Genomic DNA, 24839 nt, shown 5'->3' with positions numbered 1-24839 from the left:
GGACTTCACGGAACCCGGCCATCCCGCTCGACGTGCTTTGAGGGCGTGGCCGGCATCCCGTCGCGGATTTCGACCAGTTCGTAGACCTCCAGGCTGCCCTGCTTGAACCGTCGCGGCAGCAGCTTCCGGATCACGGGCGACGCCTCGCCGAGGGTGGTGTCGAAGACCAGCCAGCGCACGCCGTACCGCTCGCGCAGCAACCGTAGGTCGGCTCTCGACGGATTCGTCCGGAACGCCGCGTCGTTGGCCTTGCGTAGGCCGGGGTTCCAGTAGGCGCCGAAGATCGCCTCGTACGCCGAGCTCGCCCGCGCGTTCGCCGTCGGCGTGTACGCCCAGCCGGCCAGCAACACGCGGCGCTCGGCATAGGCGGCGAGCCAGAAGTTCCGGGAGTCGCAGAGCTTGGGTGGTGAGGTGGGGGTGCAATGCGAATTGGTGGCCAGCACGTCCGACGGCGCTGACCGGTCGCGGATGAACCGCGCGGCTGCGGGACCATCACGAGGGACGCGCTGCAGCGGGTTGTAGCAATCCGGCCGCTCGGGACCGGCTGTGCACAGCGTGACCTTTGCCAGGTCAGCGACCCTGGTCGGCACATTGAGCGAGCTGGCTCCGAACAGCAGCATGACGGCGACGGCGCCGCCTAGGCCTCGCAACCGCCACCGGGGTGGCGTGAGCCGACTCAGGAAGACCAGCATCAAGGCACTGCCCACAACGACAAGCCAGGGCCACGTCACCTGCCACACCACCGTCCCACCACCACCGGGACCGGGTTTGTCGGGCGTCGCGACCGTCACGCGCCAGCCGATCAGCAGACCGGCCAGGAACGCGATCACGAGCCACGGCGCCATCACCCGGAACGAGCGCCCGGCCAGAAGCAGGCTCAGACCCCAGACTGAGCCGGCGATCGCAACCGGGAACAGTCCTCGAAGGAAATAGACCTGACTGAGGCCGTGCTGCGAAGCGACCGCGGCGGCTGCGAGGCCGGAGACGACGAAACCCACCAGGAAGATCGCGTCGCGCTCACGCCATTTTCGTCCGCGCGCGAGTCCGGCCATTCCGGCGGCCACAAGGCCCCAGGAGACCAGCGCGGTCATCAGCACGGCAAAGACCTCGCCCGGCTTCGCGGTGAGCCCGTAGCGCGGCGCGAGATCGACGAACGTACGCAGGACTCGCACCGAGGTGCCGGCCGTCGTCCCACCGAACAGCACGGCCTGGGCGAACACCAGGATGACGACGGTCGATGCCGCGAGACAGGCCGCGAGCCGGTCGAACCGCCGGGTCAGCAGCAACCGGACCACGACCACCGCGAGCAGGCCCGCGGTCACCATCGGCACGAAGGTCGCCTTCGCACCCGATACGCCGACCAGTCCGACGACGAGCAGAATCCAGGTGCCGGCCCTGGCGCCGTCACCCCGTAGCAGCGCGATGACGAGCCAGACGACGGGGATCGCCAGGAACATCCCGAACGCCTGGGTCGGGCTGTAGATCAGGACCCCGCTGGAGAAGCCCATCTCCAGCACCGAGCCGGTGCCGTTCCAGCCGTAAGCGTCGAAGGTCGTCACCAGGAGCAGGAGCCCGCCCGCGACCGGGCCGGCCCAGGCCACGCGAGCGAGCCGGGTTGCCAGCACGGCGACCGCGAGAACCGTCAGAAGCGTGATCGTGACCGGGAGGAGCCGTCGGAGCAACTGGTCGAGCTCGATCCCGGTGTGCCAACTCGACGCGGCCGCCTGAGCATGCACGAACCAGTGGTAGTAGAGCGGCTCGTCCGTGACGTACGGGATCTGCGCCGGAAAGTGGTGCCTCAGCTCCCCTGCAAGCGCCAGATGGAAGGGCATGTCGACGTACTGATAAGAGGCGTCGGGGAACTTCATCGGCTCCATGACGAGCGCGAACCGGGTGACGACCGCCAAGCCGAGCAGACACGCCACGCCCACACCCCACGACCACCAACGTGGCAGGACCGGCCCCCAGCTTCGCCAGTGAATGGCCAGCGAGGGGAGCACCAGGAAGGCGATGATCACCGCCACCGGCACCGCCAGACCAGCCAACGGAACACCCAACGCTCGGGCCGGGAGATAGGTGAGGATCGAGCCGACCAGGCCAAGGCCGGTGCCGAAGGTGAGATCGGCAGCGAATCCGTCGACGTTTCCGCGCAGCACACGCCAGACGAGCATGCCGGGCAGCGTGACGCAGAAGGCGAGGTACGCCGAGTAGCGCACGACGTCCAGCGCCGTGGTCCCGAACTTCGTCAGCACCAGCGCCGTCGCGAACCAGACGAGCACGCCGGGCACGAACCGTGACCAGTCGACCCTCGCTGTTCCCCCCTGTACCGCTTCCATTTCCGCCCCCGATTCGACCTCGTACCAACAGTGACGGGGTGTTCGGGCTAAAAGTTGCTCGCAATGTCTGCCGTTGCAGGAAGGTGCAAGGCGATGGCCTCTCGGAGGCGAGGGCTTTGGCCGTCATCCACAGGTTTCAGATCGGGTCTGCCGGCGGGTGTTCTCGGGTGCATCTTCTCTGGTGTCCCCACAGAACACGATCAACGGAAGGTGGACGTCGTGAATGAGATCTATGTGACCATCCAGGGCCGGGTCGGCAGCGAGGTGGAGTTCCGGCAGGCCGGGCAAGTGTCGATCGCGTCGTTCCGGCTCGGGTCGAATCCGCGCCAGTTCGTCCGCGACAAAGGCTGGGTGGACCGGCCGACGACCTGGTTCACGGTCGAGTGCTGGCGCGGTCTCGCGGAGAACGTGAAGGAATCGGTCGGCAAGGGCCAGCCGGTGGTCGTGTTCGGCAAGCTGAAGACCACCGAGTGGCAGGACGCCGAGGGCAATCCCCGGTCGAAGACGGTGCTGGAGGCGACCTCGATCGGTCATGACCTGACCAGGGGTGTCGCCATGTTCACCAAGCGTGCACCTCAGGTCGGCGTGCAGACGAGCTCGCTGGAGGAGGAGATGCGCGAGTTGTCCGAGTTCGTCGACTCACAGGCTGAGGCGAATCCGTTCCCGCCGCAGGGTTCCGAGGCTCTGGAGGCCGATCGGCGGGCCGCCTGACGGGATTCGTGGCGGTCCTGGCCCGTCCGGCTGGGGCCGCCGGTTGGGATGCGGCGGGTGTGAGCGCATAGTCTTCGGGGCATGGCGGAATTCATTTACACGCTTCGTAGCGTGCGGAAGGCCCATGGCGACAAGGTCGTGCTCGACAACGTCACCCTGAACTTCCTGCCGGGTGCGAAGATCGGCGTCGTCGGGCCGAACGGTACGGGTAAGTCGTCGCTGCTGAAGATCATGGCCGGGATCGATCAGGTTTCCAACGGTGAGGCCCGGCTGGCCGAGGGCGGGACCGTCGGGATCCTGCTACAGGAGCCGCCGTTGACCGAGGGCAAGACGGTCCTGGAGAACGTCGAGGAGGGCGTCGGCGATACCAAGGCGAAGCTCGACCGGTTCAACGAGATCTCCGCCGAGCTGGCCGACCCGGACGCGGACTACGACACCCTGCTGGCCGAGATGGGCGATCTGCAGACGGACCTGGATCACCGCAACGCGTGGGATATCGACGCGCAGCTCGAGCAGGCGATGGACGCGCTGCGTTGCCCGCCACCGGACTCGCCGGTCGACATCCTGTCCGGTGGTGAGCGCCGCCGGGTCGCGTTGTGCAAGCTGCTGCTGCAGGCGCCCGACCTGCTGCTGCTCGACGAGCCCACCAACCACCTGGACGCTGAGTCTGTGCAGTGGCTGGAGGCGCACCTCAAGCAGTACTCCGGTGCCGTCCTGGCCATCACCCACGACCGGTACTTCCTGGACAACGTGGCCGAGTGGATCCTCGAGCTCGACCGCGGCCGGACGTATGCGTATGAGGGCAACTACTCCAAGTACCTCGAGACCAAGCAGCAGCGGCTGGTGGTCGAGGGGCGCAAGGACCAGAAGCGGCAGAAGATCCTGGAGCGCGAGCTCGAGTGGGTCCGGTCGAACGCGAAGGCCCGGCAGACCAAGAGCAAGTCCCGTCTCGCGCGGTACGAGGAGCTCGCGACCGAGGCCGAGCGCAACCGGAAGGTGGACTTCGAGGAGATCACCATTCCGCCGGGTCCGCGCCTCGGCAGCACCGTGCTCGAAGCGCACGGCCTGGTCAAGGGCTTCGGCGACCGCACGCTGATCAACGGGCTCGACTTCAGCCTGCCCCGGGCCGGCATCATCGGTGTCGTCGGCCCGAACGGCGTCGGCAAGTCGACCCTGTTCCGGATGATCGTCGGCGAGGAGACCCCGGACAAGGGTGCGCTGAAGATCGGTGAGACCGTCCGGATCTCGTACGTCGACCAGTCGCGCGGTGGGCTGGACCCGAAGAAGACGGTCTGGCAGATGGTGTCGGACGAGCTCGACTACATCAAGGTCGCGAACTTCGAGATGCCGAGCCGGGCGTATGTGGCCTCGTTCGGCTTCAAGGGCCCGGACCAGCAGAAGCCGACCGGCGTGCTCTCCGGTGGTGAGCGCAACCGGCTGAACCTGGCCCTCACCCTGAAGATGGGCGGCAACCTGCTGCTGCTCGACGAGCCGACCAACGACCTGGACGTCGAGACCCTGCAGTCCCTGGAGGACGCGCTGCTCGAGTTCCCGGGTTGCGCCGTGGTGATCTCCCACGACCGGTGGTTCCTCGACCGCGTGTGTACCCACATCCTGGCCTGGGAGGGCAACGACGAGGACCCGTCGAACTGGTTCTGGTTCGAGGGCAACTTCGCGTCGTACGAGGCGAACAAGATCGAGCGCCTCGGCCCGGAGGCGGCTCGCCCGCACCGCGTCACGTACCGCAAGCTGACCCGCGACTAAAACCGCGAACGAAGCAAACGAAAGGCGCCCGGTCTCACCTCACGGTGGGACCGGGCGTCGTCGTTTGAGAGGTCAGCGCTGGCCGATGTGCTCGGAGACGGCGTCGAAGACCCGGCCGACGGCGGCGAAGTCCTCCGGATCGGCGAGATCGAGCAGATTCTCGCGAACGCCCTCGACGTGATGCGGCGCCGCCTGCTCGAGCAGACCGAAGCCCGCCTCGGTCAGCTCCGCCCAGACTCCGCGCTTGTCGCTCTTACACGACGTACGCCGGACGAGCTCGGCGGCTTCGAGGCGGCCGACCGTGTGGGTCAGACGCGAGCGGCTCTGGTGCAGACGGTCGGCCAGATCCGCCATCCGCAGGCGCCGATCGGGCGCCTCGGAGAGCCGGACCAGGATCTCGTAGTCGTTGATGCCGATGCCGAACTGCCGGAGATCATCGTCCAGCTTCGCCATCAGCCGCGCGGTGCCGAGCAGGTAGGCGCGCCACGCCACCTGCTGCTCGGAGTTCAGCCATCGGGTGCCAGTCATCATCGTCACGGGACCAGTGTACCGGGAATGTAGTTGACTTTTAAATCGTTTGGCTCTAGTGTCGGGGAAAGATTGAAGCTTAAAGCAATGGTCGCATCCCCGGCGTCCAGATCAAACCTTGAGACCCTCTCCGAAAGGTCAGTAATGAGCGAGACCAGCACCGCCACCCCGATCGCGAACCTCCCCGGCGTCGTCGCCGGCACCTGGGCCATCGACGTTGCCCACAGCGAGGTCGGGTTCACCGTTCGCCACCTGATGAGCAAGGTGCGCGGCGTCTTCGCCGAGTACAGCGGCACCATCGAGATCGCCGAGAAGGTCGAGGACAGCAAGGTCTCGGTCGAGATCGACCTGAACTCGGTCACCACCCGCAACGAGACGCGCGACAACCACCTGCGCTCGAGCGACTTCTTCAACATCGAGACCAGCCCGAAGATGACGTTTGTCAGCACCTCGGTCCGCGCCAACGGCGACGACTGGATCCTGACCGGTGACCTGACCATTCGCGAGGTCACCAAGCAGGTCGAGCTGGAGTTCGAGTTCCTCGGCGTCGAGCAGAACCCGTACGGCCAGACCGTGGCCGGCTTCGAGGCCAAGACCAAGATCAACCGCTACGACTTCGGCGTCGACTTCAACATGCCGGGTGCCGGCGAGCGCCTCGTCATCGGCGAGAAGGTCGACATCCACCTCATCGTCGAGGCCGCCCTCCAGGCCTGACCCCCTCGGCGCAGGCCGACCTGACCCGCGCGCACCCCTCCGCGTGCTCGGCCAGAACGGCTGCGCCCACCGAAAGGCCCCGCGCCCCCAGTCCAGGGTGGCCGCGGGGCCTTCGCGTATCCCCAGGGCCATTCGCGCATCCGTGGGCGTGAAACGTCAGGCGTGGACCATTCGCAACGCCAGGTCGGCGTACAGGGTGCCTAAAAGCTCAGGCGCCTGCCGGGCCGGGTCGTACCAGCGGGCCACGTCGATCGATAGCGAGAGCACGGCAAGCGCCGTACCGGGTAGGTCGTCCACCTGGAACGTGCCGTCGCGTACGCCGTCTGCGAGGACCTCTTCCATCACCGCGCTGATCGAGCGGCGGTAGGTGGCTACCTCGGCCAGGTGTTCGGGGGAGAGGGCTGCCAGCTCGTACTGCACTACTCGCGCGACTGTGTGGTGCTCCGCGTGCCAGATCGTGAAGGCCGACACCATTCCCCGTAGGCGCTCGGCCGGAGTAGAACCCTGCACTGACGTCAGGACGTCCAGCGCGGCACGGTGTCCGTACAGGCTGATCTCGAAGAGCAGCTGCTCCTTCGACGGGTAGTGCACGTAGAGCGCGGCCGGGCTCATCCCGGCTCGCGATGCGATATCGCGCGTGGTCGTCGCCTGGAAGCCCCGCTCGGCGAAGGCGGCGATGGCGCCCGTGAGGAGGCGGCGGGCGGCCGGCGGCTGGACGTGTTCCCAGTCCGTCAGGGCAGTGGTGATCGCGGACACGTTGACACCCTGCCTCAGATTGGCGAAGCTAAGCAAGCGCTTAGTGACCCGTCTCATGTAAGGGCCACGGAGCGCTGCCGTACGTCGACAGGCCGAAGGGGTCACCAGATGCAGCGCACGATCTTCGACGAGGACCACGACGCGTTTCGCGCCAGCGCCAAGGAGTACGCCGAGCGCTCGCTGATCCCGCGGATGGACCAGTTCCTCGACGAGAAGACGATCGACCGGGCGGTCTGGCTCGAGGCCGGTAAGCAGGGCTTCCTCGGTGTGGACGTGCCCGAGGAGTACGGCGGCTCGTCGGTCGGCGACTACCGGTTCAACGCGATCTGGGCCGAAGAGGTCTCCAAGGTCTCCGCCTCGCTCTCGAGCTGTTTCGGCATCCACTCGGACTGCTCCGCGCCGTACCTGGTGGATCTCGGCACCGAGGAGCAGAAGCAGCGCTGGCTGCCCAAGTTCTGCTCGGGCGAGCTCGTCACCGCCATCGGAATGACCGAGCCGTCGGGTGGTTCCGACCTCGCGGCGCTCAAGACCACCGCCAAGAAGGTGGACGGCGGCTGGATCGTGAACGGCTCGAAGACATTCATCACGAACGGCGATATGGCCGATCTGGTCATCACCGCCGCCCGGACCGATCCGAGCAAGGGTGCCAAGGGCATCACGCTGTTCGCGATCGAGGAGGGCATGAAGGGGTTCGCCCGCGGCCGCAAACTCGACAAGGCCGGGCAGACCGAATCGGGCACCTCCGAGCTCTTCTTCGAGGACGTCTTCGTTCCCGACGAGAACGTGCTCGGCGAGGTGGACCGCGGCTTCATCCACATGATGGAGCGGCTGCCGCAGGAGCGGATCGGCGCGGCCGTCTCGAATATCGCGCACGCGGTGCAGATCCTCGACGAGACCATCGACTACGTGAAGCAGCGCAAGGCCTTCGGTCAGTCGGTCGGCTCCTTCCAGTACAACAAGTTCCTGATCGCGGAGCTGGTCACCAAGGCCGAGGTCACCCAGGCGTACGTCGACAACGCGATCGTCGCGCACAGCGAGAAGAAGCTGTCGGCCGTGGACGCCGCCAAGGTCAAATGGTGGAGCGCGCACATCCAGAACGAGATCCTCGACGCATGTGTCCAGCTGCACGGCGGGTACGGGTACATGAACGAATACCGGGTCGCCCGCGCCTGGCGCGACGCCCGTGTCACCAAGATCTGGGCCGGCTCGAATGAGATTATGAAGGAACTCATCGGCCGCGATCTCGGTCTCTAAAACTCCTTGTAGAAAAGGGAAAAGGACATGCCTGAAGCAGTTATCGTCTCGACCTCGCGCTCGCCGATCGGCCGCGCCTACAAGGGCTCGCTGAAGGACATCCGGCCGGACGACCTGTCCGTGCAGGTGATCCAGGCCGCGATGGACAAGATCGGCCTGACCGGCGATCAGGTGGACGACGTCGCCGTCGGTTGCGCCGAGCCGCACGAGGAGCACAGCGGCAACATGGCGCGCCGCATCGCCGTACAGCTCGGCTGGGATTCGACGCCGGCCACCACGGTCAACCGGTTCTGCGCGTCTTCGGTGCAGACCGCGCGGATGGCGTTCCACGCGATCAAGGCCGGTGAGGGCGACATCTTCGTCAGCGCGGGCGTCGAGTGCGTTTCGCGCTACAAGAGCTTCGGCTCGGCCGGCGTGGACGACCCCAGCTCGCAGAACGAGCTCTTCGCCGAGGCGCAGCAGCGCACGCTGAAGTACGCCGAGACCAACGAGACCTGGCACGACCCGCGCGCCGACGGTCAGATCCCGGACGTCTACATCTCGATGGGCCAGACCGCGGAGAACGTCGCCACGCTGCGCGGGATCAGCCGCGAGGAGCAGGACATCTTCGGTGTTCGCTCGCAGAACCTCGCCGAGGAGTCGATCAACAACGGCTTCTTCGCTCGCGAGATCACCCCGATCACGCTGCCCGACGGCACGGTCGTGAGCACCGACGACGGTCCTCGCGCCGGCACCCGGCTGGAGAAGGTCAGCCAGCTGCAGCCGGTCTTCCGCCCCGACGGCACCGTGACCGCCGGCAACTGCTGCCCGCTGAACGACGGCGCCGCCGCGGTCGTGATCATGAGCGATACCAAGGCTCGCGAGCTCGGCCTCACCCCGCTGGCGCGCATCGTCAGCACCGGTGTCAGCGGTCTGTCCCCGGAGATCATGGGCCTCGGCCCGGTCGACGCCACCAAGCAGGCGCTGGCCCGTGCGGGGATGAGCATCGGCGACATCGACCTGGTCGAGATCAACGAGGCCTTCGCGGTCCAGGTGATCGCCTCGGCCCGCGAGCTCGGCATCGACGAGAGCAAGCTGAACGTGCACGGTGGCGCGATCGCTCTTGGTCACCCGTTCGGCTCGACCGGCGCGCGCATCATGACCACGCTGATCAACGGGATGCAGACCGACGACAAGCAGTTCGGTCTGGAGACCATGTGCGTCGGCGGCGGTCAGGGTATGGCGATCATTCTCGAGCGTCTGAGCTGATGCCCGTTTCGACGATGAAGGGCCGGACCGCGATCATCACCGGCGCCTCCCGGGGGATCGGGCTGGCGATCGCGCACCGGCTCGTCGCCGACGGCGCGAAGGTGGTGATCACCGGCCGGACCCAGGAGACCCTCGACCAGGCGGTCGAGGCGCTCGGCCCGGAGAACGCGATCGCCTTCGCGGGTAAGGCGGCCGATCCGGCGCACCGGGCCAGCGTGGTCGCGGGTGCCGTCGCCAAGTTCGGCTCGGTCGATTTCCTGGTCAACAACACCGGGATCAACCCGATCTATGGGTCGTTGCTCGACATCGAGCCCGAGGTGGCGGCGAAGATGGTCGACACCAACGTGCTGGCCACGATCGCCTGGGTGAAGGCCTGCCGGAACGCGTGGATGGGCGCCAACGGTGGTGCGGTGGTGAACCTGTCCTCGATCGCTGGGCTCAAGCCGTCGCCGGGCATCGGCTGGTACGGCGCTACCAAGGCCATGCTCAGCCGGGTCACGGCCGAGCTGGCGATGGAGCTGGCGCCGACGATCCGGGTCAACGCGGTCGCGCCCGCGGTGGTGAAGACCAAGTTCGCCGGCGCCTTGTTCGAGGGGCGCGAGAAGGAGGTCGCCGCGACGTACCCGATGAAGAGGCTGGGTACGCCGGACGACATCTCCGGGCTGGTGTGGTTCCTGCTCTCCGACGAGGCCGGCTGGCTTACCGGGCAGACGATCACCGTTGATGGTGGCGTCACGCTGACCGGCGGGCTGGTCTAGCTTTAGCGCGGGTTGCGGCCCATCCAGCCGGCCAGCTGGTCGTACACCGGAGCATCCGCCGGTACGTCGACCACCGGGGCGAACGGGATGGGTCCGCCGCGCGGGTCCGCCGGTAAGAACTGGCGGATCATCGGGAGGCAGGCGCGCGCGAGGTCTTCGTTGAGTAGGTCCGTGCGGCCGATCGCGGTCGCGAGGTCCCAGCCGTGGGTGGTCAACTCGGCCGTGTAGCCGCCGATCGCGGCCGCGCCCGGTGCGACGCCCCAGGGCAACGTGCAGGTTCGGGCGAGTACGTCGTCCGGCGCGAGAGTGTGGTCGAGTGCCTCGCGGCCGGTCTTCCACTCGGCCGGGTAGTCGTCGATACCGGTGACGACGGTCGGGAGCTCCATCGGAATGCCGCCGTTCAGGGCGAGGTCGATCCGCCGGATGACGGCGATGAAGTGCCCGAGCAGGGTCTGTACGTCGTAGTCGTCGCACGGTGTGGGCAGGCCGTATTGCGACGGGTCGACCGCGTCGATGATGCGGCCCGCCTGGTCGAGGGCAAGGGCGAAGCCGGGGCGGGGATCGGTGGTGGTGCTCATCAGGGTGTCTCCTCGATCGATTCGGTGATGACACCCACTCTCGCGAGGTATATACGACACCCATTGTCCGGTTTCCTTTTCATTCATTCGTCGGAATCCGCCCTCGACCACCGCGGACCTGTGCAGGTCCGCTGTGCTGAGCGAGGGCGGATTCCGACGAATGAATGAAAAGGAAGGCTCAGTCTGGCTCTCCCGTGAGCATGCGGTGGCAGACGGTTGAGGCCAGTTGGCCGTTTCCGGCGACGATCGCCTTCGCGAGGGCCGCTGCCCGTTCGCGCTGGAGCGGGGTGTCGGGCGAATTGGTGGCGGGGGCGAGGACGTCGTCCAGTTCGGCGAGTAGCGACGTACCGGCCAGTCGCCGGACGCAGCGCCAGACCTCGGCCAACTGAGGTTTTCGGCCGTCGGGGCCGAGCAAGGCGATGCGCAGACTCCGGTCGGGATGCGCTGCCGCGTCCCGGGCGAGGCCGGCCATGACGGCTTCGCGGGCCAGCGCGATCGATGTCGGGTCGCGGCTCTCGAACGGCCAGGCGACAGCATTCGGGTCGCGCACCACCGCGCCGTTGCCGTGCTGCACCTCGACCCGGCCCTGCACCTCGAGCGCGACCAGGGCGCGGCTGAGCGTCGCACGGCTCACTCCCAGCTCGGCCGCCAGGCGCCGTTCGGGCGGTAGGCGGTCGCCAGGGGACAGGCCCTGCGCGTCGATGAACGCGGCGATGTGGTCCGCGAGTTGTTCGTACAGCCGGGGCCGTTGTAACGGACCCGGGCTGGGGCTTTCCGGCTTGCTCACTGGCACAGCCTATTGACAGTTGGCTCAGTGGCCAAGAGGCTAGGCCAATCCGATTCTGACCGCGAGGTGTTGTCATGTCCACCGAAGTCATCGCTTTGATAGTCCTGGTCCTCGTGTTCCTGATCGCCAGCGTGCGATCGGTGAACATGGGCGCCCTCGCGCTGGTCGCCGCGTTCGTGGTCGGCACCACCGCGTACGGCGTGGAGGCGGCCGACGTGCTCGGCGGTTTCCCGGCGAACCTGTTCGTGATCCTGGTGGGTGTCACCTACCTGTTCGCGCTAGCCAAGAACAACGGCACGGTCGACTGGATCGTCCAGGCCTCGGTCGGGCTGGTCCGCGGCCGGGTCGCGCTGGTGCCGTGGGTGATGTTCTTCGTCTGCGCCCTGGTGACCAGCATCGGCGCGGTCAGCCCGGCGGCGGTCGCGATCGTGGCGCCGATCGCGATGGGCTTCGCCGCGCGCTACCGGATCAACCCCGTGTTGATGGGCCTGATGGTGGTTCAGGGTGCGACGGCCGGCAGCTTCTCGCCGATCGGCATCTTCGGCGCGATCACCAACGGCGTGGTCGAGAAGAGCAACCTGGAGAGCAATGCCGCCGTCCTGTTCGGCGGATCGCTGGTCGCGTCCCTGATCATCTGCCTGACTGCCTTCATCCTGCTCGGCGGCCGCGACCTGATCCGCCGCGGGCGCGATGAGGACGAGGTGGTTGCCGTCGCGACTGTCGCGGCTGAGACCAGTACGGCGGCCACTCGCGCCCCAGTGACCGGGACGCCCGGCGCGGCGGTCGAGCGCGGCCTCGGCGGTCCCGGTCCTGCCGATGAGCCTGCGGATGACCGGCTCCGGCTCGACCCGCAGCGCGCGATGACGTTGGTCGGCCTGGTCACGTTGGCCGCGGGCGCCCTGATCTTCGACCTAGACGTCGGCTTCCTGGCGCTGGCCGTCGCGGTTGCACTGACGTTGATCTTCCCGTCGGCGGCACGTGGCGCGGTCGACAAGATCAGCTGGGGAACCGTCTTGCTGATCGGCGGCATCGTCACGTACGTCTCGCTGCTGGAGGATCAGGGCACGGTCAAGTGGCTCGGCGACAGCGTGGCCGAGGTCGGATCGCCTTTGCTGGCGGCCTTCCTGATCTGTCTCATCGGCGCGGTGGTCTCGGCGTTCGCGTCCACCACAGGCATCCTCGGCGCGCTGATCCCGTTGGCGGTTCCGTTCCTGCAGACCGGGCAGGTCGGCGTGGTGGGCCTGGTGGTCGCCCTCGCCATCTCGTCCTCGGTCGTCGACTGCAGCCCGTTCTCCACCAATGGCGCACTGGTCGTCGCGAACTCCGATCTCGATCAACGCGATGTCGTGTTCAAGAAGCTGATGATCTGGGGAATGACGATCGTCGTGGTCGCGCCGATCCTGACGTGGACGGTGCTGGTCCTGCCCGGAGCACTGCCGTGACGGGTCCGCTCGACGGCGTGACCGTGGTCGATCTGACCAGGGCCTTGGCCGGGCCGCACGCGGGCATGATGCTCGGCGATCTCGGTGCACGGGTGATCAAGGTCGAGACGCCTGGTACCGGCGATGACACGCGCGGCTGGGGTCCGCCGTTCGTGGCGACGCCGGATGGCGGCCGTGAGTCGACGTACTTCCTGTCGTGCAATCGGAACAAGCAGTCGATCGCGCTCGACCTCAAGTCCGACGACGGCCGGGAAACGCTGGAAGCCCTTGTTCTCAAGGCGGATGTGCTGCTGGAGAACTTCCGCACCGGCGTACTCGATCGCCTCGGGTTCCCCGCCGAGCGGCTGCTCGAGTTGAACCCGCGCCTGGTCATCCTGTCGATCAGCGGCTTCGGGCACGACGGGCCGGAGGGCGGCCGCGCCGGGTATGACCAGATCGCGCAGGGCGAGGCCGGCCTGATGTCGCTCACTGGGCCGGGGCCGGATGACCCGCAGCGCGTCGGCGTACCGATCGGGGATCTGCTCGCTGGGATGTACGGCGCGTACGGCGTACTGGCCGCCTTGTATGAACGGGAGCGAACGGGTCGCGGCCAAGTCGTCCGTACGTCGTTGCTGGCGAGCATCGTCGGCGTACACGCCTTCCAGGGCACGCGGTGGACGGTGGCGGGCGAGGTGGGCGTTGCCCAGGGCAACCACCATCCGTCGATCGCGCCGTACGGGTTGTTCCGCTGCCGCGATGGCGCGGTGCAGATCGCTGTTGGGAGCGAGGGGTTGTGGGAGCGGTTCTGCGCGGGCTTCGGGTTGGACCCGGCCGCGTTTGCGACCAACTCCGAGCGCGTTGGTGCTCGGGATGAGGTGATCGCGCTGATCGAGAAGTCCTTTGCGGATTGGTCTGCGGAGGCGTTGTTGGCGAGGCTGGCGGAGATCGGCGTACCGGCGGGCAAGGTGCGGCGGCTCGATGAGGTGTACGAGTGGGAGCAGACGCGGTCGCAGGGTTTGCTGATCGACGTCGACCACGCGTCGGCTGGGACGCTCACCCTGCCGGGGCCGCCGTTGCGCTTCTTCGATTCCAGTGGCGCCGAGACGACGCGGACCGCGCATGCGGCACCGCCCTTGCTTAACGGGGATGAGCAGGAGGTCCGCGCATGGATCGCCTGAGCGCGTCCGCCCTCCTTGACCTAGTCCTCGACGACTTCACCCGCTGGGACACACCCCTCGTCGCCGTACCAACTGACACCCGCTCCGCCGCTCCGCCCGCGTCCGCCGCGTCGTCCGGAGCCGTCGCTTCGGCGGGGTCTGGCGTATCCACACGGTCCGACGCGTCGGACCGGTATGACGCTTCGGCGCGGTATGGCGTTGAGTTGGCGGCGGCGCGGGAGCGGACCGGGTTGGACGAGTCGGTGATCACGGGGGAGGGGCTGCTGCGTGGGCGCCGGGTGGCGGTGGTCGCTTGCGAGTTCGGATTTCTCGCCGGTTCGATCGGCGTGGCCGCGGCCGAACGCCTCGTGACTGCCGTCGAACGCGCCACCGCGGAAGGCCTACCGTTGCTCGCGGCAACGGCGTCGGGTGGTACGCGGATGCAGGAGGGTACGGTCGCGTTCCTCCAGATGGTGAAGATCGCGGCCGCCGTCGCCCGGCACAAGGCGGCGGGCCTGCCGTACCTCGTGTATCTCCGCCATCCCACCACCGGCGGCGTTTTCGCCTCGTGGGGATCGCTCGGGCATGTGACCGTGGCCGAACCCGGCGCGATGATCGGCTTCCTCGGACCGCGGGTGTACGAGGCGCTCTATGACGAGCCGTTCCCCAAAGGCGTGCAGGTCGCTGAGAACCTCTACCGCCACGGCATCGTCGACGCGGTCCAACCACCCGAGGCGCTCGCAGCCGTTGCGGATAAGGCGCTTTCGGTCCTGATGGGTCCGCGCGGCGGCGGGCCGTCTCTTGAGGACTTGCCGCAGGAGGAACTCCCCGACATACCGGCGTGGGACTCGATCACGATCTCCCGTCGACTGGATCGCCCCGGCGTATGCCAATTGCTGCGTTACGCGGCCAACAACGTCGTACCACTGAATGGAACCGGCCAAGGCGAAACCGATCCCGGCCTACTCCTGGCCCTCGCCCGCTTCGGCACAGCCCCTTGCGTAGTCCTAGGCCAAGACCGCCGCGCCCAAACCGAGCTGGAGCCGATGGGGCCGGCGGCGTTGCGCGAAGCGCGGCGCGGGATGCGACTTGCGGCCGAACTCGGTCTGCCCCTCGTGACGATCATCGACACGCCAGGTGGCGCGCTATCCCAAGCCGCCGAGGAAGGCGGTATGGCCGGCGAAATCGCCCGCTGCCTCGCCGAACTCGTCACCCTCGAGGCGCCCACCGTCTCGGTACTGCTCGGCCAAGGTACGGGCGGTGCCGCGCTGGCCCTGGTACCAGCCGACCGCGTCCTCGCCGCCTTGCACGGCTGGCTCTCGCCACTACCTCCGGAAGGCGCGAGCGCCATCGTCTGGCGAGACACCGCCCACGCTCCCGAAATGGCCGCCGCCCAAGGCGTACGCTCCGCCGACCTCCTGGCCCACGGCATCGTCGACCGCGTAATCCCCGAACACCCCGACGCCGCCGACGAACCCAAACCCTTCTGCCTCCGCCTAGGCCAAGCCCTAGAACACGAACTCCACCACCTCACCACCCAAACCCCGTCATCCCGCACCACCACCCGCCACACCCGCTACCGCCACCTCGGCCTCCCCTAACCGCCCGCCCACTGCGCCTGCGCGCCCCCGCCGCTCCCGCCGCTCCCGCCGGCCCCGGCGCTCCCGCGCCTCCGGCGTGTCGGTATCCCGTTCATCGGGCCTTGTGACGCGGCGTGTCGGCGTTCATCGGTCCCTTTTGACCACCGCGGCGAGCCGTCCGTTCTTTGCATTCATTCGTCGGAATCCGCCCTCTTACGTTCGCTGACCTGCACCGGACCGCTGTGGCTGAGAGGGCGGATTCCGACGAATGAATGCAAAGGGGTCTGGCTGGCGTTCATGCTGACGCTTCCGCGGTGGTCAGAAGGGACCGATGAACGGCAACACGCCGCGTCACAAGTGCCCGATGACGCGTCGGGGGTTGGTCAGAAGGGGCCGATGAAGGGCGACGCGCCGCGTTACAAGGGCCCGATGAGTGGGATACCGACACGCCGGGGTGGCCGGGGCCGGGCCGAGGACCGGGGGCGCCGGGGGTGGGTGGGGAGAGCGGGGGTGGGAATACCGGACAGAGGGTGTCGGGTATGGGTGGGAGGATTGGGGTGTGCGGGCGGATCGGTTGTTGCAGGTGTTGTTGTTGTTGCAGCGGCATGAGCGGATGAGTGCGCGGGAGTTGGGGCGGCGGTTGGAGGTCTCGCGGCGCACGATTCAGCGGGATATGGAGGCGTTGTCGGCTGCAGGCGTGCCGGTCTATACCGAGCGGGGGCGCAATGGGGGGTGCGTGCTGCTGCCGGGATATCGCGCTGATGTGAGTGAGTTGACGCCGCGGGAGGCGCAGGCATTGTTCGCCTGGACGGGGCGGGCGGTCATGGGGGAGCTTGGGCTGGACAAAGCGTTACGGTCGGCGATGGGGAAGTTGGCGTCGACCCTGCCCGCCGAGCTTCAGGACGATGCCGAGGCGTTGTCCGGGGTCGTGGTGGTGGACCGGCGCAGGTGGTTCAGCGAGACCGAGGACAACGACGCGCTTCCCGTGCTCAGGCAGGCGGTCGTGGCGGGTAGGCGGATCGCGCTCGCCTACCGATCGGCGTCGGAGGGGAAGACGCAACGTCGTACAGTCGATCCCTGGGGGCTCGTCGAGCACGCCGGACGGTGGTATCTCGTCGCGGCGTACAAGGGCAAACCGAAGATGTACCGCGTTTCAAGGGTCGAGCGCGTTGACGTACTCGAGGAACCCGCGACCAAACCAGACAACTTGGACCTGAAAGAAGAGTGGCGCCGGCTCCGGCGAGGGCTGGAGCAAACGATGCCGGAGGCAACGGAAATGCGGGTCAGGGTCCGTCCCGACCTGGCGCAGCGATTGAGACAGGTCAGTACGTCGCTGCTCACCGAAGGCCAGCGGCCCGAAGAGATCGAAACCGACGACGAGTGGGTCCAGCTGCGAATGCGGTTCAGAGTGAGGCAAGCCGCATGCGCCGTACTGCTCGGATTCGGCAACGGCGTCGAGGTCCTAGAGCCCGAAGACCTCCGGCACGACCTGACCCGCCTCGCCAACGAAGTGATCGAGCTCTACAAACCGAAAGACCCTATTCAGCCGAAGACAAAGTGAGCGAGCGAAGCCGCGAAACAGCCAGCGCCAAACCAAGGACGGTAACGACGACCAGCAGGATCAGCGCGAGCGGCAGCTTCACCGACGGCTCAACAACGTTGTCCCCGGCAAGCTTGTCCACCACCGACAACCCCCACTGCTGAACGCTGAGAGTCCTTGCCCCAGGCACGTAACTGCCCATCACGCTCTCCCACAGCAACGCGTAGAGCAGCCCGATGGTGACCGCATTCCCCGTCATCACCGACAACGCCAAGAAGATCGACGTGTACGCCGCTCCGGCCACCAACGCCCCGATCGCGAACGCCAGCGACACCTTGAACGACGCGCCGAGGATCACCCCGGACAGCAACGTCGGCAGCGCACCGAACACCGCGATGCAGGCAAAGGCAACAACGGCCTTGGTCAAAACGATCGTGTGCCGCTTGATCGGCTTGCTGAGCAGATACACGATCGAGCCGTCATCGATCTCCGTCGCAATCGCCCCGGTCCCGGCGACGAGCGCGACCAACGGCAGGATCACCGCGAGCGCCAACTGCTGCAGCAGGTCGGTACTGAAGGACGCGCTGTCGTCGACGGTCAACCGCAACAACAACGCGAGCCCGAGCATCACGCCGGGCAGGATGAACATCAGCAACCCACGCCGATGCCCGAACAAGGTCGAGTACGTCAGCCGGGCGATGGTCGCGGTCATGCCCGTCCTCCGACGAGGTAGGAGAAGACGCTTTCGAGGGACTCGTCGGTCGGCGAGACCTCCCACAGCCGGATGCCGAGATCGCGCGCGATCCCTGGCAGCACCTTGCTGAAGTGTTCGAAATCCGTCACCTGCACGTGGATTGCGGGCCCTTCGAGTTGTACGCCGGAAGTCGAGCCGTCGCCGATCAGCGCGGCGGCGAGCCGGCGATCGTCGCTGGACCGGATCCGGTACAGGTGCGGGCGATCCGTCATCAACCGCCGGATCGTCCGGTAGTCGCCCGAGGCCGCGTGCCGCCCGGACACCACCACCTCGATATGTGTCGCGACCTGCTGCACCTCCTCGAGGATGTGCGAGCTGAACAGCACGGTCCGGCCCTCCGCACCCATCTTGCGCAGCAGTTCCATCAGGTGCAGCCGCTGCCGCGGGTCCATACCGTTGAAGGGCTCATCCAGCAACAACACCGACGGCTGATGCACGAGTGCTGCCGCCATCTTGATGCGCTGCTTCATGCCCTTCGAGTACGTCGAGATGCGCCGGTCGGCGGCGTCGGCCATCGCGACCACGTCGATCGCGGCGGCCGCGGCCGCACCCGGATCGGGCAGCCCTTGGAGCTCGGCGTTGGCCCGGACGAACTGCAAGCCGTTCAGCGTGTCGTACACCGCCTCGGTCTCCGGCACCAGCCCGATGTGGCGGTAGGCGCCCTCGTTGCGCCAGACCGGTACGCCGTCCAGCGTGACGACCCCGACCGATGGCGGCAGGAATCCCGCCATCATCGTGATCAGCGTCGACTTGCCGGCGCCGTTCGGCCCGAGCAGACCGGTGACACCCGGGCCGATCGTCATCGTCACGTCGTTGACCGCGACAACGTTGCCGTACCAGCGGGAGACCTGCTGGATCTGGATCACGCTCATCCGCGGGCCACCTTCGCGTAACGCTGGTTGATTCCCCACACGCACACGGCGACGAGTGCGACGTACACCGCGGCGAACACGATGCCCTGCTCGGTCGTCGGCATCCAGCCGCCGTCCGGGACCTGCCGGAGCAGGAAGGTCTGCAGCGTGTCCACCAGCGTGAACGGCGAACCGAGGTGTGCGTACCGGGCGGCGGTTTTCATCGGGCCGCCGATGTCCTGGTTGATGATCCCGATCGAGATGTTCGTCGCCGCGAAGGAGACCAGCAGTACGGCGATGATCGCGGCGACGGCGAACCCGCGTCGGGGTGTCGCGGCGGCGATCAGTCCACCGATGGCGGCGAGCAGCACCGACAGCAGTAGGGCTCCGACCAACGCCAGCAGGAACTGCTTGGTCGAGGTGCCGAAGTCGTGCTTCGCGAGCAGCGAACCGGCGTACAGGACGAACACCGGCAGTCCGATCAGGATGAAGAGAGCGCCGATCAGGGCGATCAACTTCGCCAAGGCGTAGTCCGAGCGATGCGGCGGCCGGGCCAGGTAGAGCACGATCGACCGGTACCGCAGGTCGCGCGAGAACAGTTGCGGTGCCTGCGCGGCGAGGAACAACGCGATAACCATCTGCAGGATGGTGGCGTACTCGATCGGATTGATGATCGGGTCCGGCATCTTCATCGCAGTCATGATGCCGACCATGATCACGGCCGGTACCACCATCGCGGCCAGCAGCAGGATCGGCATCACCTTGGACTTGCCTGACCGGCCGAGACCGTACGCGTGCCGCAAGCTGTTCACCGTCAGCGCGCGAGTGATCGCGGCGCGGCCGAGGCGCGGGCCGTCGTAATGCCGATAGCCGATGTCGTGGATGACACCGCTCGCCGGGTTAATGGGCTCAGACACTGAAGACCTCTTCCAGGCGGTGGCGGTGCTGCTCGACGCGGACCAGGCCGAGGCCCAGATCGGCGACGGTGTCGCGCACCAAGTCGTACGTCTCGTCGCCGGCGATCTCCACCAGCACCAACGGCCCATCCGCGCGGGCCCGGGCACCCGCGCGTTCGAGCGCGGCGCAGAGGCGATCGCGTCCACTCAGGTCACGGACCTCGACCGCGAGTACGCCGGTCTCGCCGGTGAGCGAGGCCTTCGATTCCGACCGCAACAACCGGCCGCCATCGAGTACGACGATGTGGTCGCAGACGTGTTCGAGTTCGCCCAGCAGATGCGACGTGATCAGCACCGGGATGCCGAATTCCGTGCCGATCCGCCGAACCAGGTGCAACATCTCGTCGCGCCCGGCGGGGTCGAGGCCGTTCGTCGGCTCGTCCAGCAGGACCAGCTTCGGGTCGTGCGCGATGGCCTGCGCGAGTTTGACCCGCTGCTTCATACCGGTGGAGTAGCCGCCCATCGGCCGGTAACGGGCCTCGTCGAGACCGACATGCCGCAGTACGTCGGCGGCGCGTTCGCGGGCGGCCGTGGCGGGCAGCCCCGACATCTGGGCGAGGTGTACGACGAACTCGGTGGCCGACACGTCCGGCGGTAGGCAGTCGTGCTCGGGCATGTACCCGACCAGCGCCCGGACCGCCTCGCCGCCGGTGACCGCGTCGTGGCCGAGCACGACGGCACTGCCCGAGGTCGGGGCGATCAGGCCGAGCAGGATCTTCAGCAGGGTGGACTTTCCGGCGCCATTCGCACCGACCAGTCCGGTGACTCCGGTACCAACCTCGACCGACAGTTCGTCGAGGGCGGTCACTCGGGGATAGCGCTTGGTCAGCGACTGGGTCGCGATCACGGGCACGGCCCACACCCTAACGGCAAGCCAGCCCATCCGCAGGCAGGAAAACGCGTGGCCGTTCTCGATGGCCCGGCGCTACTGTCCGAAGGTGGACATCAGACTCGCTGTACCCGAAGACGCTGAGGCCGTTGCCGCGCTGCGTCGTATCGTCTTTCCCTACCTCGTGATGAAGCCCGAACTGGTGTCGTACGCGCTGACCACGCGGACGCCTGAGGAGCATCGCGAGGCCTGGGTCGCCACGGAAGATGGTGAGGTCGTCGGTTGGGGCTCGGGGGGTTCCAACACCTGGACCAGCGACGAGGGCGTCTCGATGATCGACGTGTACGTCCATCCTGGGTACCGCCGTCGCGGTCTCGGCACCGAGCTGGCCCGGATCGCGCAGGACCATCTGGTAGCGGCCGGGATGAAGAAGATCCGCGCGTTCGCGACCGAGGCCGCCGTCGAATTCGCCACCAGGCAGGGATTCGAGCCGACCCGGCTCGTGCACTACTCGGGCGCCGACCCACGCGTGCTGCCGGAAATGCCGCCGACGCCCGCGGACCTGGAGATCGTCTCGATCGCGACCGTCACCGCGGAGCAGGCCTACCGAGCCGACGTCGTCGCGGGTGCCGACGAGCCGGGCGATTCCCCCAATGACGCGGTCGCCTTCGAGCAATGGGTGAAGGACGTCTGGGATGCGCCCGGCCTCGACAAAGAACTCAGCGCCGCGGTGATGGCCGGCGACGAGATCGCGAGCTTCACGGCCGTCGAGCGGGACGGCGATCGGGTCTGGTCCGGTATGACCGGCACGATCCCGGCGTACCGCGGTCGTGGTCTGGCGAAACTGGTCAAGTCGGTCGCGTTGCGCCGCGCGGCGGAGGCCGGCGTGGTCGGCGCGTTCACCTCGAACGATGACGTCAACGGGCCGATGCTGGCGGTGAACGAGTGGCTCGGGTACCGGCGAGTCGCGACGCATACGGGTTTGACCCGCACACTGTGAAGTGTGACCTCTATACGACAAGCGGTTACCGGCGACGCTGAGGCGATCTGCGCCCTGCGCCGAATCGTGACGCCGTACCTGGTGCATCCCGCCGACAGTGTCCGGCATGCCCTCGCCAGCCGGCCGCCGGAGGAGCGCTTCAGCATGTACGTCGCTGAGGCCGACACCGGGCTGGCCGCCGTACTGTCAGTGGGCCTGCAACGGTGGAGCAGCGAGCGAGGTGCCGCGTATCTCGGCCTGTCGGTGCATCCGGATCACCGCTGCCAAGGCCTCGGCACCGCTCTCGCGGATCTCGGCGAACGACATCTGCGCGAGGCGGGCGCGCGCCGGGTGCGGGTCTGGGTCCAGTCCGAGTACCTGGATTTCGCCCAGGCCCGCGGTTATGCCGAGACCAGGCAAATCCATTTCGCCGGGCTCGAGTTGCGTTCGCCGCCGGTGCTCGAACCGCCGCCCGGGTTGCGGTTGGTGGCGCTGGCCGAGCTCGACCCACGCCAGGTGTACGCCGCCGACGTGATCGCCAACCGGGACAAGCCGGCCGACTCACCGACGGACGCGATCGCCTTCGACGAGTGGCTGCGTTCGTTCTGGCACGGGCCGTCGCCCGATCTCGAACTGAGCGTCGCAGTCGTCGCCGGGGATGAGGTGGTCTGCTTCACCGCGGTGGACACTGATGGCGAACGGATCTGGTCCACGATGACCGGCACGATCCCGGCCTATCGCGGCCAGGGCTTGGCCAAGATCGTCAAGGCGGCAGCTCTGCGCAGAGCCGTCGATGCCGGAGCGACCGTCGCCTACACCGCGAACGACGAGGCCAACCGGGCGATGCTCGCGGTCAACCAATGGCTCGGCTACCACCGGGTCGCGACCCAGTCCACGGTCATCCGCTCGTTCAGCGATTGACCTCCAGCTCGGCCAACTGGAACCGCCAGGTCGGCACGCCCTCGGTCACGGGCAGCCCGAGCTTTGTCGCGGTCACTCGCACAAATCTGTACGACGCTCCGGCCGTGGCGAACGTCTGCTTCCCCAGCACGGGTTGCCCCGCGCCGTACCCCGTCCTCGTCACCAAAGGCGTCCAGCTGTTGCCGTCGTTCGACCCGGCGATGACGAAATCCGCCGGGAAGGAATGCCCCTCCCAGGCCTGATCGCTGCGTGGCCGAAGGGTCACGTTGTCGAAGTAACGCTTGCTGCCGAGATCCACCTGTACCGACTCCGTCGCGACGGCGCTCGGGTGGTTCGTCGAGGTCCAGCCCATCGTCGTCGGGCCCACGTTGGCCGTCGTGAAGGAATACCGCCTGCCGTCCACGAGTGCCTCCGGGCTCCACCCTTGCCCGGTGTAGTTCGACGTACTCGTGACGGCCTTTTCCTGCGCGTGGTTCGTGACGGCCGCGCGCTGCGGTTCGGCGGGCGTGGTGCCGAGCTCGACCAGGTGCACCGAATGCGGCGGCATCGCGATCGAACGCGACCAGTTCGTCGACGCGGCGTGGATGGTTTGCGAGTGCGGCTTGAGCTTCTCGTTGGGCCCGGCGCGTTGGTTGTGGATGCCCGTCCCATGGTCGAACGCGTAGTTGCCATTAGTTGCGTCGAGCAACGAGTGCGTCGCGGTGAAGTCGGTCGTGAACGGGAGATCGTCGAGTACCAACTCGGTCGAGGTCGCGTTCGGGGTGTTGTTCCAGAGCAAGGCGGTGACCTTGCCCGGGTCTTTGCTGATGAGCGCTGTGCCGTTGGTGGCGAGCTTGGTGCCGCCGAGGCGGTTGACCATCTCGAAGACGTTCGCGGCAGCCTTGCGATGACCGTCGACCGTGATGAGACCGAGGTCGCCGTTGAACGTCGTACTCGGGCTGTATCCCTCGACCGGGCTGAAGAAGAACACCCCGGTAAGCCCGGGCCGGTTCGACGCGTCGTGCAGCCGCTGCGCGACGTACGCCGCATTGAGGTTGGTGTCCTGCGGAGCGCCCGCGCCCTGGGCCATCCGCCAATCGGCGTTCCACTCGGTGACGTACAACTGCTTGCCCGTCAAACGTCGCGCGGCCAGCTTGGCCTGGATCGTGGCGACCCGGTTGAAGTTCGGGGTGGTCAGGTCGTAGTCATGCCAGGAGATGAAGTCGCATGGCAAAGTCCGTGCCGCGATGTAGTCGAGGAACCCGTCCATCCAGGGGTTGTCCGCGTTCGACGTCGCCGGGCCGCCGACCTTCGCGGTGGGATCGGCCGCCTTCACCGCGGTGGCCGTCGCGGCGTACATCGCGTGGAGCTGCGCGGGCGTACCAGTCCAGAAGTCGCCGTGATCCGGCTCGTTCCAGAACTCCCAATTCCACCCGGTGTGGCCGAGATCCTTGTAATGCTTGACGATCGCGGTGACCGCCGCGGCCCACTGGTTGTTGTCACGCGCAGGGCTGTTCCAGGCCGGCCCGAGCGCCTTCGGCATGTAGGAGAGGCTGATGAACGGCGTCATCCCGTTCTCCAGCAGCGGCAGGATGACCCGATCGAGCTTGCGGAAGTCGTACGTCGTGGCACTGGTCACCACGCCATAGAAGTCGTCGTCAAAGACGTGGTCGAGCCGGACCTGCTTCAGCCCCATTTCGGCCAAGGCCGGCGCTTGGTCGGCGAACCAGTTGAGGTTCTGCATCGTCAGGTAACCACCCTGCGACGCATTGAGCAGCACGCCTTTGTCGAGAACCCCCGCATTACTGCTGTACGACGCCGCGACCGTCGTCGCCGCAGCCCCAGCCGTCGTCCCACTCGGCGCCGAGGGTGCCGACCGCGCCACCACCGTCGTACCAACCATGAGCGCGGCGACCACTGCCGCCAACTTCATCCCACGCATATCTGCCTCCCCTTGACCCCCTAGGGAGTCTGGGCCACCGCCCTACAACGATGGAATCCCTTCCACCCTGCCCGAAAGGCTCCCGCCCCTCCCTTGCGTTGATTCGTCTGCGTCCGCTCGCCCTGTCGGTGGCGGGTCGTTTGAAGTCGGACAGAGGCGGGCGGATGCCCATCGAGGATGCGCGGGCATCTTCCTGAGCGGACTGGACGTTTTTCGGCCCGGAAAATGTCCAGTCCGCTCAGCAAGCTGCGCGCGCGGCCGTCGGACTGCGTGAAGTGGTGCGTTTCGGGCTGGTCGGCGCCTTTGTGAGCGGGCTGGACGTTTCCGGGCCGCGAACTGACCGACGAGCTCACAAGGCGCCACCCGCGCGACGGCTAGCCACTCACACGCAGCCAGGTGGCACGCCGAACTTGCCGGGCGGAGGCGTCGACGCAACGGGAGACGTCCAACCCGGTCATACCTCACCCGTCCCCTGAGATAGCCCGCCGCACTTGGT

22 protein-coding genes are annotated in these 24839 nt (G+C 67.3%); 12 read left to right on the top strand and 10 right to left on the bottom strand.

What is annotated here, in order from left to right:
- Window positions 1–5 precede the first annotated feature (5 nt).
- Window positions 6–2336, bottom strand: coding sequence for a hypothetical protein (locus OG394_RS15030; RefSeq protein ID WP_328995967.1), 2331 nt, complete (start codon window positions 2334–2336; stop codon window positions 6–8).
- Window positions 2337–2555: 219 nt separating this feature from the next.
- Between OG394_RS15030 and OG394_RS15025 the strand changes: the two genes are divergently transcribed.
- Complete coding sequence (locus OG394_RS15025) at window positions 2556–3047, top strand: single-stranded DNA-binding protein (protein WP_328995966.1); 492 nt, start codon at window positions 2556–2558, stop codon at window positions 3045–3047.
- Between the two features lie 81 nt (window positions 3048–3128).
- A complete protein-coding gene (ettA, locus tag OG394_RS15020; RefSeq protein WP_328995965.1) occupies window positions 3129–4811 on the top strand; it encodes an energy-dependent translational throttle protein EttA in 1683 nt (560 codons plus the stop codon).
- 72 nt (window positions 4812–4883) lie between these two features.
- Here the strand turns inward: ettA and OG394_RS15015 are convergent, their stop codons facing one another.
- Window positions 4884–5342: a MarR family winged helix-turn-helix transcriptional regulator gene (locus tag OG394_RS15015; protein ID WP_328996835.1), complete on the bottom strand. Its 459-nt coding sequence runs from the start codon at window positions 5340–5342 to the stop codon at window positions 4884–4886.
- Window positions 5343–5483: 141 nt separating this feature from the next.
- Here OG394_RS15015 and OG394_RS15010 point away from each other — a divergent pair, with 141 nt between their 5' ends.
- A complete protein-coding gene (locus tag OG394_RS15010; protein WP_328995964.1) occupies window positions 5484–6053 on the top strand; it encodes a YceI family protein in 570 nt (189 codons plus the stop codon).
- A gap of 156 nt (window positions 6054–6209) precedes the next feature.
- On the opposite strand, the gene OG394_RS15005 is transcribed toward OG394_RS15010, so the two are convergent.
- Window positions 6210–6809: a TetR/AcrR family transcriptional regulator gene (locus OG394_RS15005; RefSeq protein WP_328995963.1), complete on the bottom strand. Its 600-nt coding sequence runs from the start codon at window positions 6807–6809 to the stop codon at window positions 6210–6212.
- A 108-nt stretch (window positions 6810–6917) separates the two neighbouring features.
- Between OG394_RS15005 and OG394_RS15000 the strand changes: the two genes are divergently transcribed.
- From OG394_RS15000 to OG394_RS14990, 3 genes are read left to right on the top strand one after another with little or no spacing between them, the layout of a single operon-like run.
- A complete protein-coding gene (locus OG394_RS15000; RefSeq protein WP_328995962.1) occupies window positions 6918–8063 on the top strand; it encodes an acyl-CoA dehydrogenase family protein in 1146 nt (381 codons plus the stop codon).
- A gap of 27 nt (window positions 8064–8090) precedes the next feature.
- A complete protein-coding gene (locus OG394_RS14995) occupies window positions 8091–9311 on the top strand; it encodes an acetyl-CoA C-acetyltransferase (protein ID WP_328995961.1) in 1221 nt (406 codons plus the stop codon).
- A complete protein-coding gene (locus tag OG394_RS14990) occupies window positions 9311–10069 on the top strand; it encodes an SDR family oxidoreductase (protein ID WP_328995960.1) in 759 nt (252 codons plus the stop codon). The genes OG394_RS14995 and OG394_RS14990 overlap by 1 nt, the downstream gene beginning before the upstream one ends.
- A 2-nt stretch (window positions 10070–10071) precedes the next feature.
- Here the strand turns inward: OG394_RS14990 and OG394_RS14985 are convergent, their stop codons facing one another.
- Window positions 10072–10647 (bottom strand): TIGR03086 family metal-binding protein, encoded by a 576-nt coding sequence (locus tag OG394_RS14985; protein WP_328995959.1) that lies wholly within the window; start codon window positions 10645–10647, stop codon window positions 10072–10074.
- A 178-nt stretch (window positions 10648–10825) separates the two neighbouring features.
- On the bottom strand, window positions 10826–11434 hold the full coding sequence (locus OG394_RS14980) for a FadR/GntR family transcriptional regulator (protein WP_328995958.1): 609 nt from the start codon (window positions 11432–11434) through the stop codon (window positions 10826–10828).
- A gap of 74 nt (window positions 11435–11508) precedes the next feature.
- On the opposite strand from OG394_RS14980, the gene OG394_RS14975 reads away from it, so the two are divergent.
- The 4 genes from OG394_RS14975 to OG394_RS14960 all read left to right on the top strand — a co-directional run bounded on the left by OG394_RS14975 (window position 11509) and on the right by OG394_RS14960 (window position 17153).
- Window positions 11509–12876 carry an SLC13 family permease gene (locus OG394_RS14975; RefSeq protein WP_328995957.1) on the top strand — a complete coding sequence of 456 codons (1368 nt, stop codon included), beginning with the start codon at window positions 11509–11511 and terminating at the stop codon, window positions 12874–12876.
- Window positions 12873–14033: a CaiB/BaiF CoA transferase family protein gene (locus OG394_RS14970; RefSeq protein ID WP_328995956.1), complete on the top strand. Its 1161-nt coding sequence runs from the start codon at window positions 12873–12875 to the stop codon at window positions 14031–14033. Before OG394_RS14975 ends, OG394_RS14970 begins: the two co-directional genes overlap by 4 nt.
- Window positions 14021–15613, top strand: coding sequence for a carboxyl transferase domain-containing protein (locus OG394_RS14965; RefSeq protein WP_328995955.1), 1593 nt, complete (start codon window positions 14021–14023; stop codon window positions 15611–15613). Before OG394_RS14970 ends, OG394_RS14965 begins: the two co-directional genes overlap by 13 nt.
- A gap of 538 nt (window positions 15614–16151) precedes the next feature.
- Window positions 16152–17153: a helix-turn-helix transcriptional regulator gene (locus tag OG394_RS14960; protein ID WP_328995954.1), complete on the top strand. Its 1002-nt coding sequence runs from the start codon at window positions 16152–16154 to the stop codon at window positions 17151–17153.
- Here OG394_RS14960 and OG394_RS14955 read toward each other — a convergent pair.
- The 4 genes from OG394_RS14955 to OG394_RS14940 are packed head-to-tail and all read right to left on the bottom strand — an operon-like array spanning window position 17131 to window position 20546.
- A complete protein-coding gene (locus OG394_RS14955) occupies window positions 17131–17844 on the bottom strand; it encodes an ABC transporter permease (RefSeq protein ID WP_328995953.1) in 714 nt (237 codons plus the stop codon). The genes OG394_RS14960 and OG394_RS14955 overlap by 23 nt on opposite strands.
- Complete coding sequence (locus OG394_RS14950; RefSeq protein WP_328995952.1) at window positions 17841–18758, bottom strand: ABC transporter ATP-binding protein; 918 nt, start codon at window positions 18756–18758, stop codon at window positions 17841–17843. Before OG394_RS14950 ends, OG394_RS14955 begins: the two co-directional genes overlap by 4 nt.
- Complete coding sequence (locus OG394_RS14945; protein ID WP_328995951.1) at window positions 18755–19654, bottom strand: ABC transporter permease subunit; 900 nt, start codon at window positions 19652–19654, stop codon at window positions 18755–18757. Before OG394_RS14945 ends, OG394_RS14950 begins: the two co-directional genes overlap by 4 nt.
- Complete coding sequence (locus OG394_RS14940; RefSeq protein WP_328995950.1) at window positions 19647–20546, bottom strand: ABC transporter ATP-binding protein; 900 nt, start codon at window positions 20544–20546, stop codon at window positions 19647–19649. Before OG394_RS14940 ends, OG394_RS14945 begins: the two co-directional genes overlap by 8 nt.
- A gap of 85 nt (window positions 20547–20631) precedes the next feature.
- Here OG394_RS14940 and OG394_RS14935 point away from each other — a divergent pair, with 85 nt between their 5' ends.
- Both OG394_RS14935 and OG394_RS14930 read left to right on the top strand, forming a co-directional pair.
- Window positions 20632–21522, top strand: a complete 891-nt coding sequence (locus OG394_RS14935; protein ID WP_328995949.1) for a GNAT family N-acetyltransferase — start codon at window positions 20632–20634, stop codon at window positions 21520–21522.
- Window positions 21523–21525: 3 nt separating this feature from the next.
- A complete protein-coding gene (locus OG394_RS14930) occupies window positions 21526–22422 on the top strand; it encodes a GNAT family N-acetyltransferase (RefSeq protein WP_328995948.1) in 897 nt (298 codons plus the stop codon).
- On the opposite strand, the gene OG394_RS14925 is transcribed toward OG394_RS14930, so the two are convergent.
- A complete protein-coding gene (locus tag OG394_RS14925) occupies window positions 22412–24343 on the bottom strand; it encodes a GH39 family glycosyl hydrolase (RefSeq protein WP_328995947.1) in 1932 nt (643 codons plus the stop codon). The two genes, OG394_RS14930 and OG394_RS14925, sit on opposite strands and share 11 nt — an antisense overlap.
- Between the last annotated feature and the right edge of the window lie 496 nt (window positions 24344–24839).

The organism is Kribbella sp. NBC_01245 (genome assembly GCF_036226525.1).
GTDB lineage: Bacteria > Actinomycetota > Actinomycetes > Propionibacteriales > Kribbellaceae > Kribbella.
The sequence above is the reverse complement of the archived record's forward strand: the minus strand, read 5'-3'. Positions and strand labels throughout refer to the sequence as shown.

Excerpts from the sequence above, each read along its gene's own strand:
- OG394_RS15030 (WP_328995967.1), bottom strand. The coding sequence starts at position 2,336 with ATGGAAGCGGTACAGGGGGGAACAGCGAGGGTCGACTGGTCACGGTTC.
- ettA (WP_328995965.1), top strand. The coding sequence starts at position 3,129 with ATGGCGGAATTCATTTACACGCTTCGTAGCGTGCGGAAGGCCCATGGC.
- OG394_RS15015 (WP_328996835.1), bottom strand. The coding sequence starts at position 5,342 with ATGATGACTGGCACCCGATGGCTGAACTCCGAGCAGCAGGTGGCGTGG.
- OG394_RS15010 (WP_328995964.1), top strand. The coding sequence starts at position 5,484 with ATGAGCGAGACCAGCACCGCCACCCCGATCGCGAACCTCCCCGGCGTC.
- OG394_RS15000 (WP_328995962.1), top strand. The coding sequence starts at position 6,918 with ATGCAGCGCACGATCTTCGACGAGGACCACGACGCGTTTCGCGCCAGC.
- OG394_RS14995 (WP_328995961.1), top strand. The coding sequence starts at position 8,091 with ATGCCTGAAGCAGTTATCGTCTCGACCTCGCGCTCGCCGATCGGCCGC.
- OG394_RS14990 (WP_328995960.1), top strand. The coding sequence starts at position 9,311 with ATGCCCGTTTCGACGATGAAGGGCCGGACCGCGATCATCACCGGCGCC.
- OG394_RS14985 (WP_328995959.1), bottom strand. The coding sequence starts at position 10,647 with ATGAGCACCACCACCGATCCCCGCCCCGGCTTCGCCCTTGCCCTCGAC.
- OG394_RS14975 (WP_328995957.1), top strand. The coding sequence starts at position 11,509 with ATGTCCACCGAAGTCATCGCTTTGATAGTCCTGGTCCTCGTGTTCCTG.
- OG394_RS14965 (WP_328995955.1), top strand. The coding sequence starts at position 14,021 with ATGGATCGCCTGAGCGCGTCCGCCCTCCTTGACCTAGTCCTCGACGAC.
- OG394_RS14955 (WP_328995953.1), bottom strand. The coding sequence starts at position 17,844 with ATGACCGCGACCATCGCCCGGCTGACGTACTCGACCTTGTTCGGGCAT.
- OG394_RS14950 (WP_328995952.1), bottom strand. The coding sequence starts at position 18,758 with ATGAGCGTGATCCAGATCCAGCAGGTCTCCCGCTGGTACGGCAACGTT.
- OG394_RS14925 (WP_328995947.1), bottom strand. The coding sequence starts at position 24,343 with ATGCGTGGGATGAAGTTGGCGGCAGTGGTCGCCGCGCTCATGGTTGGT.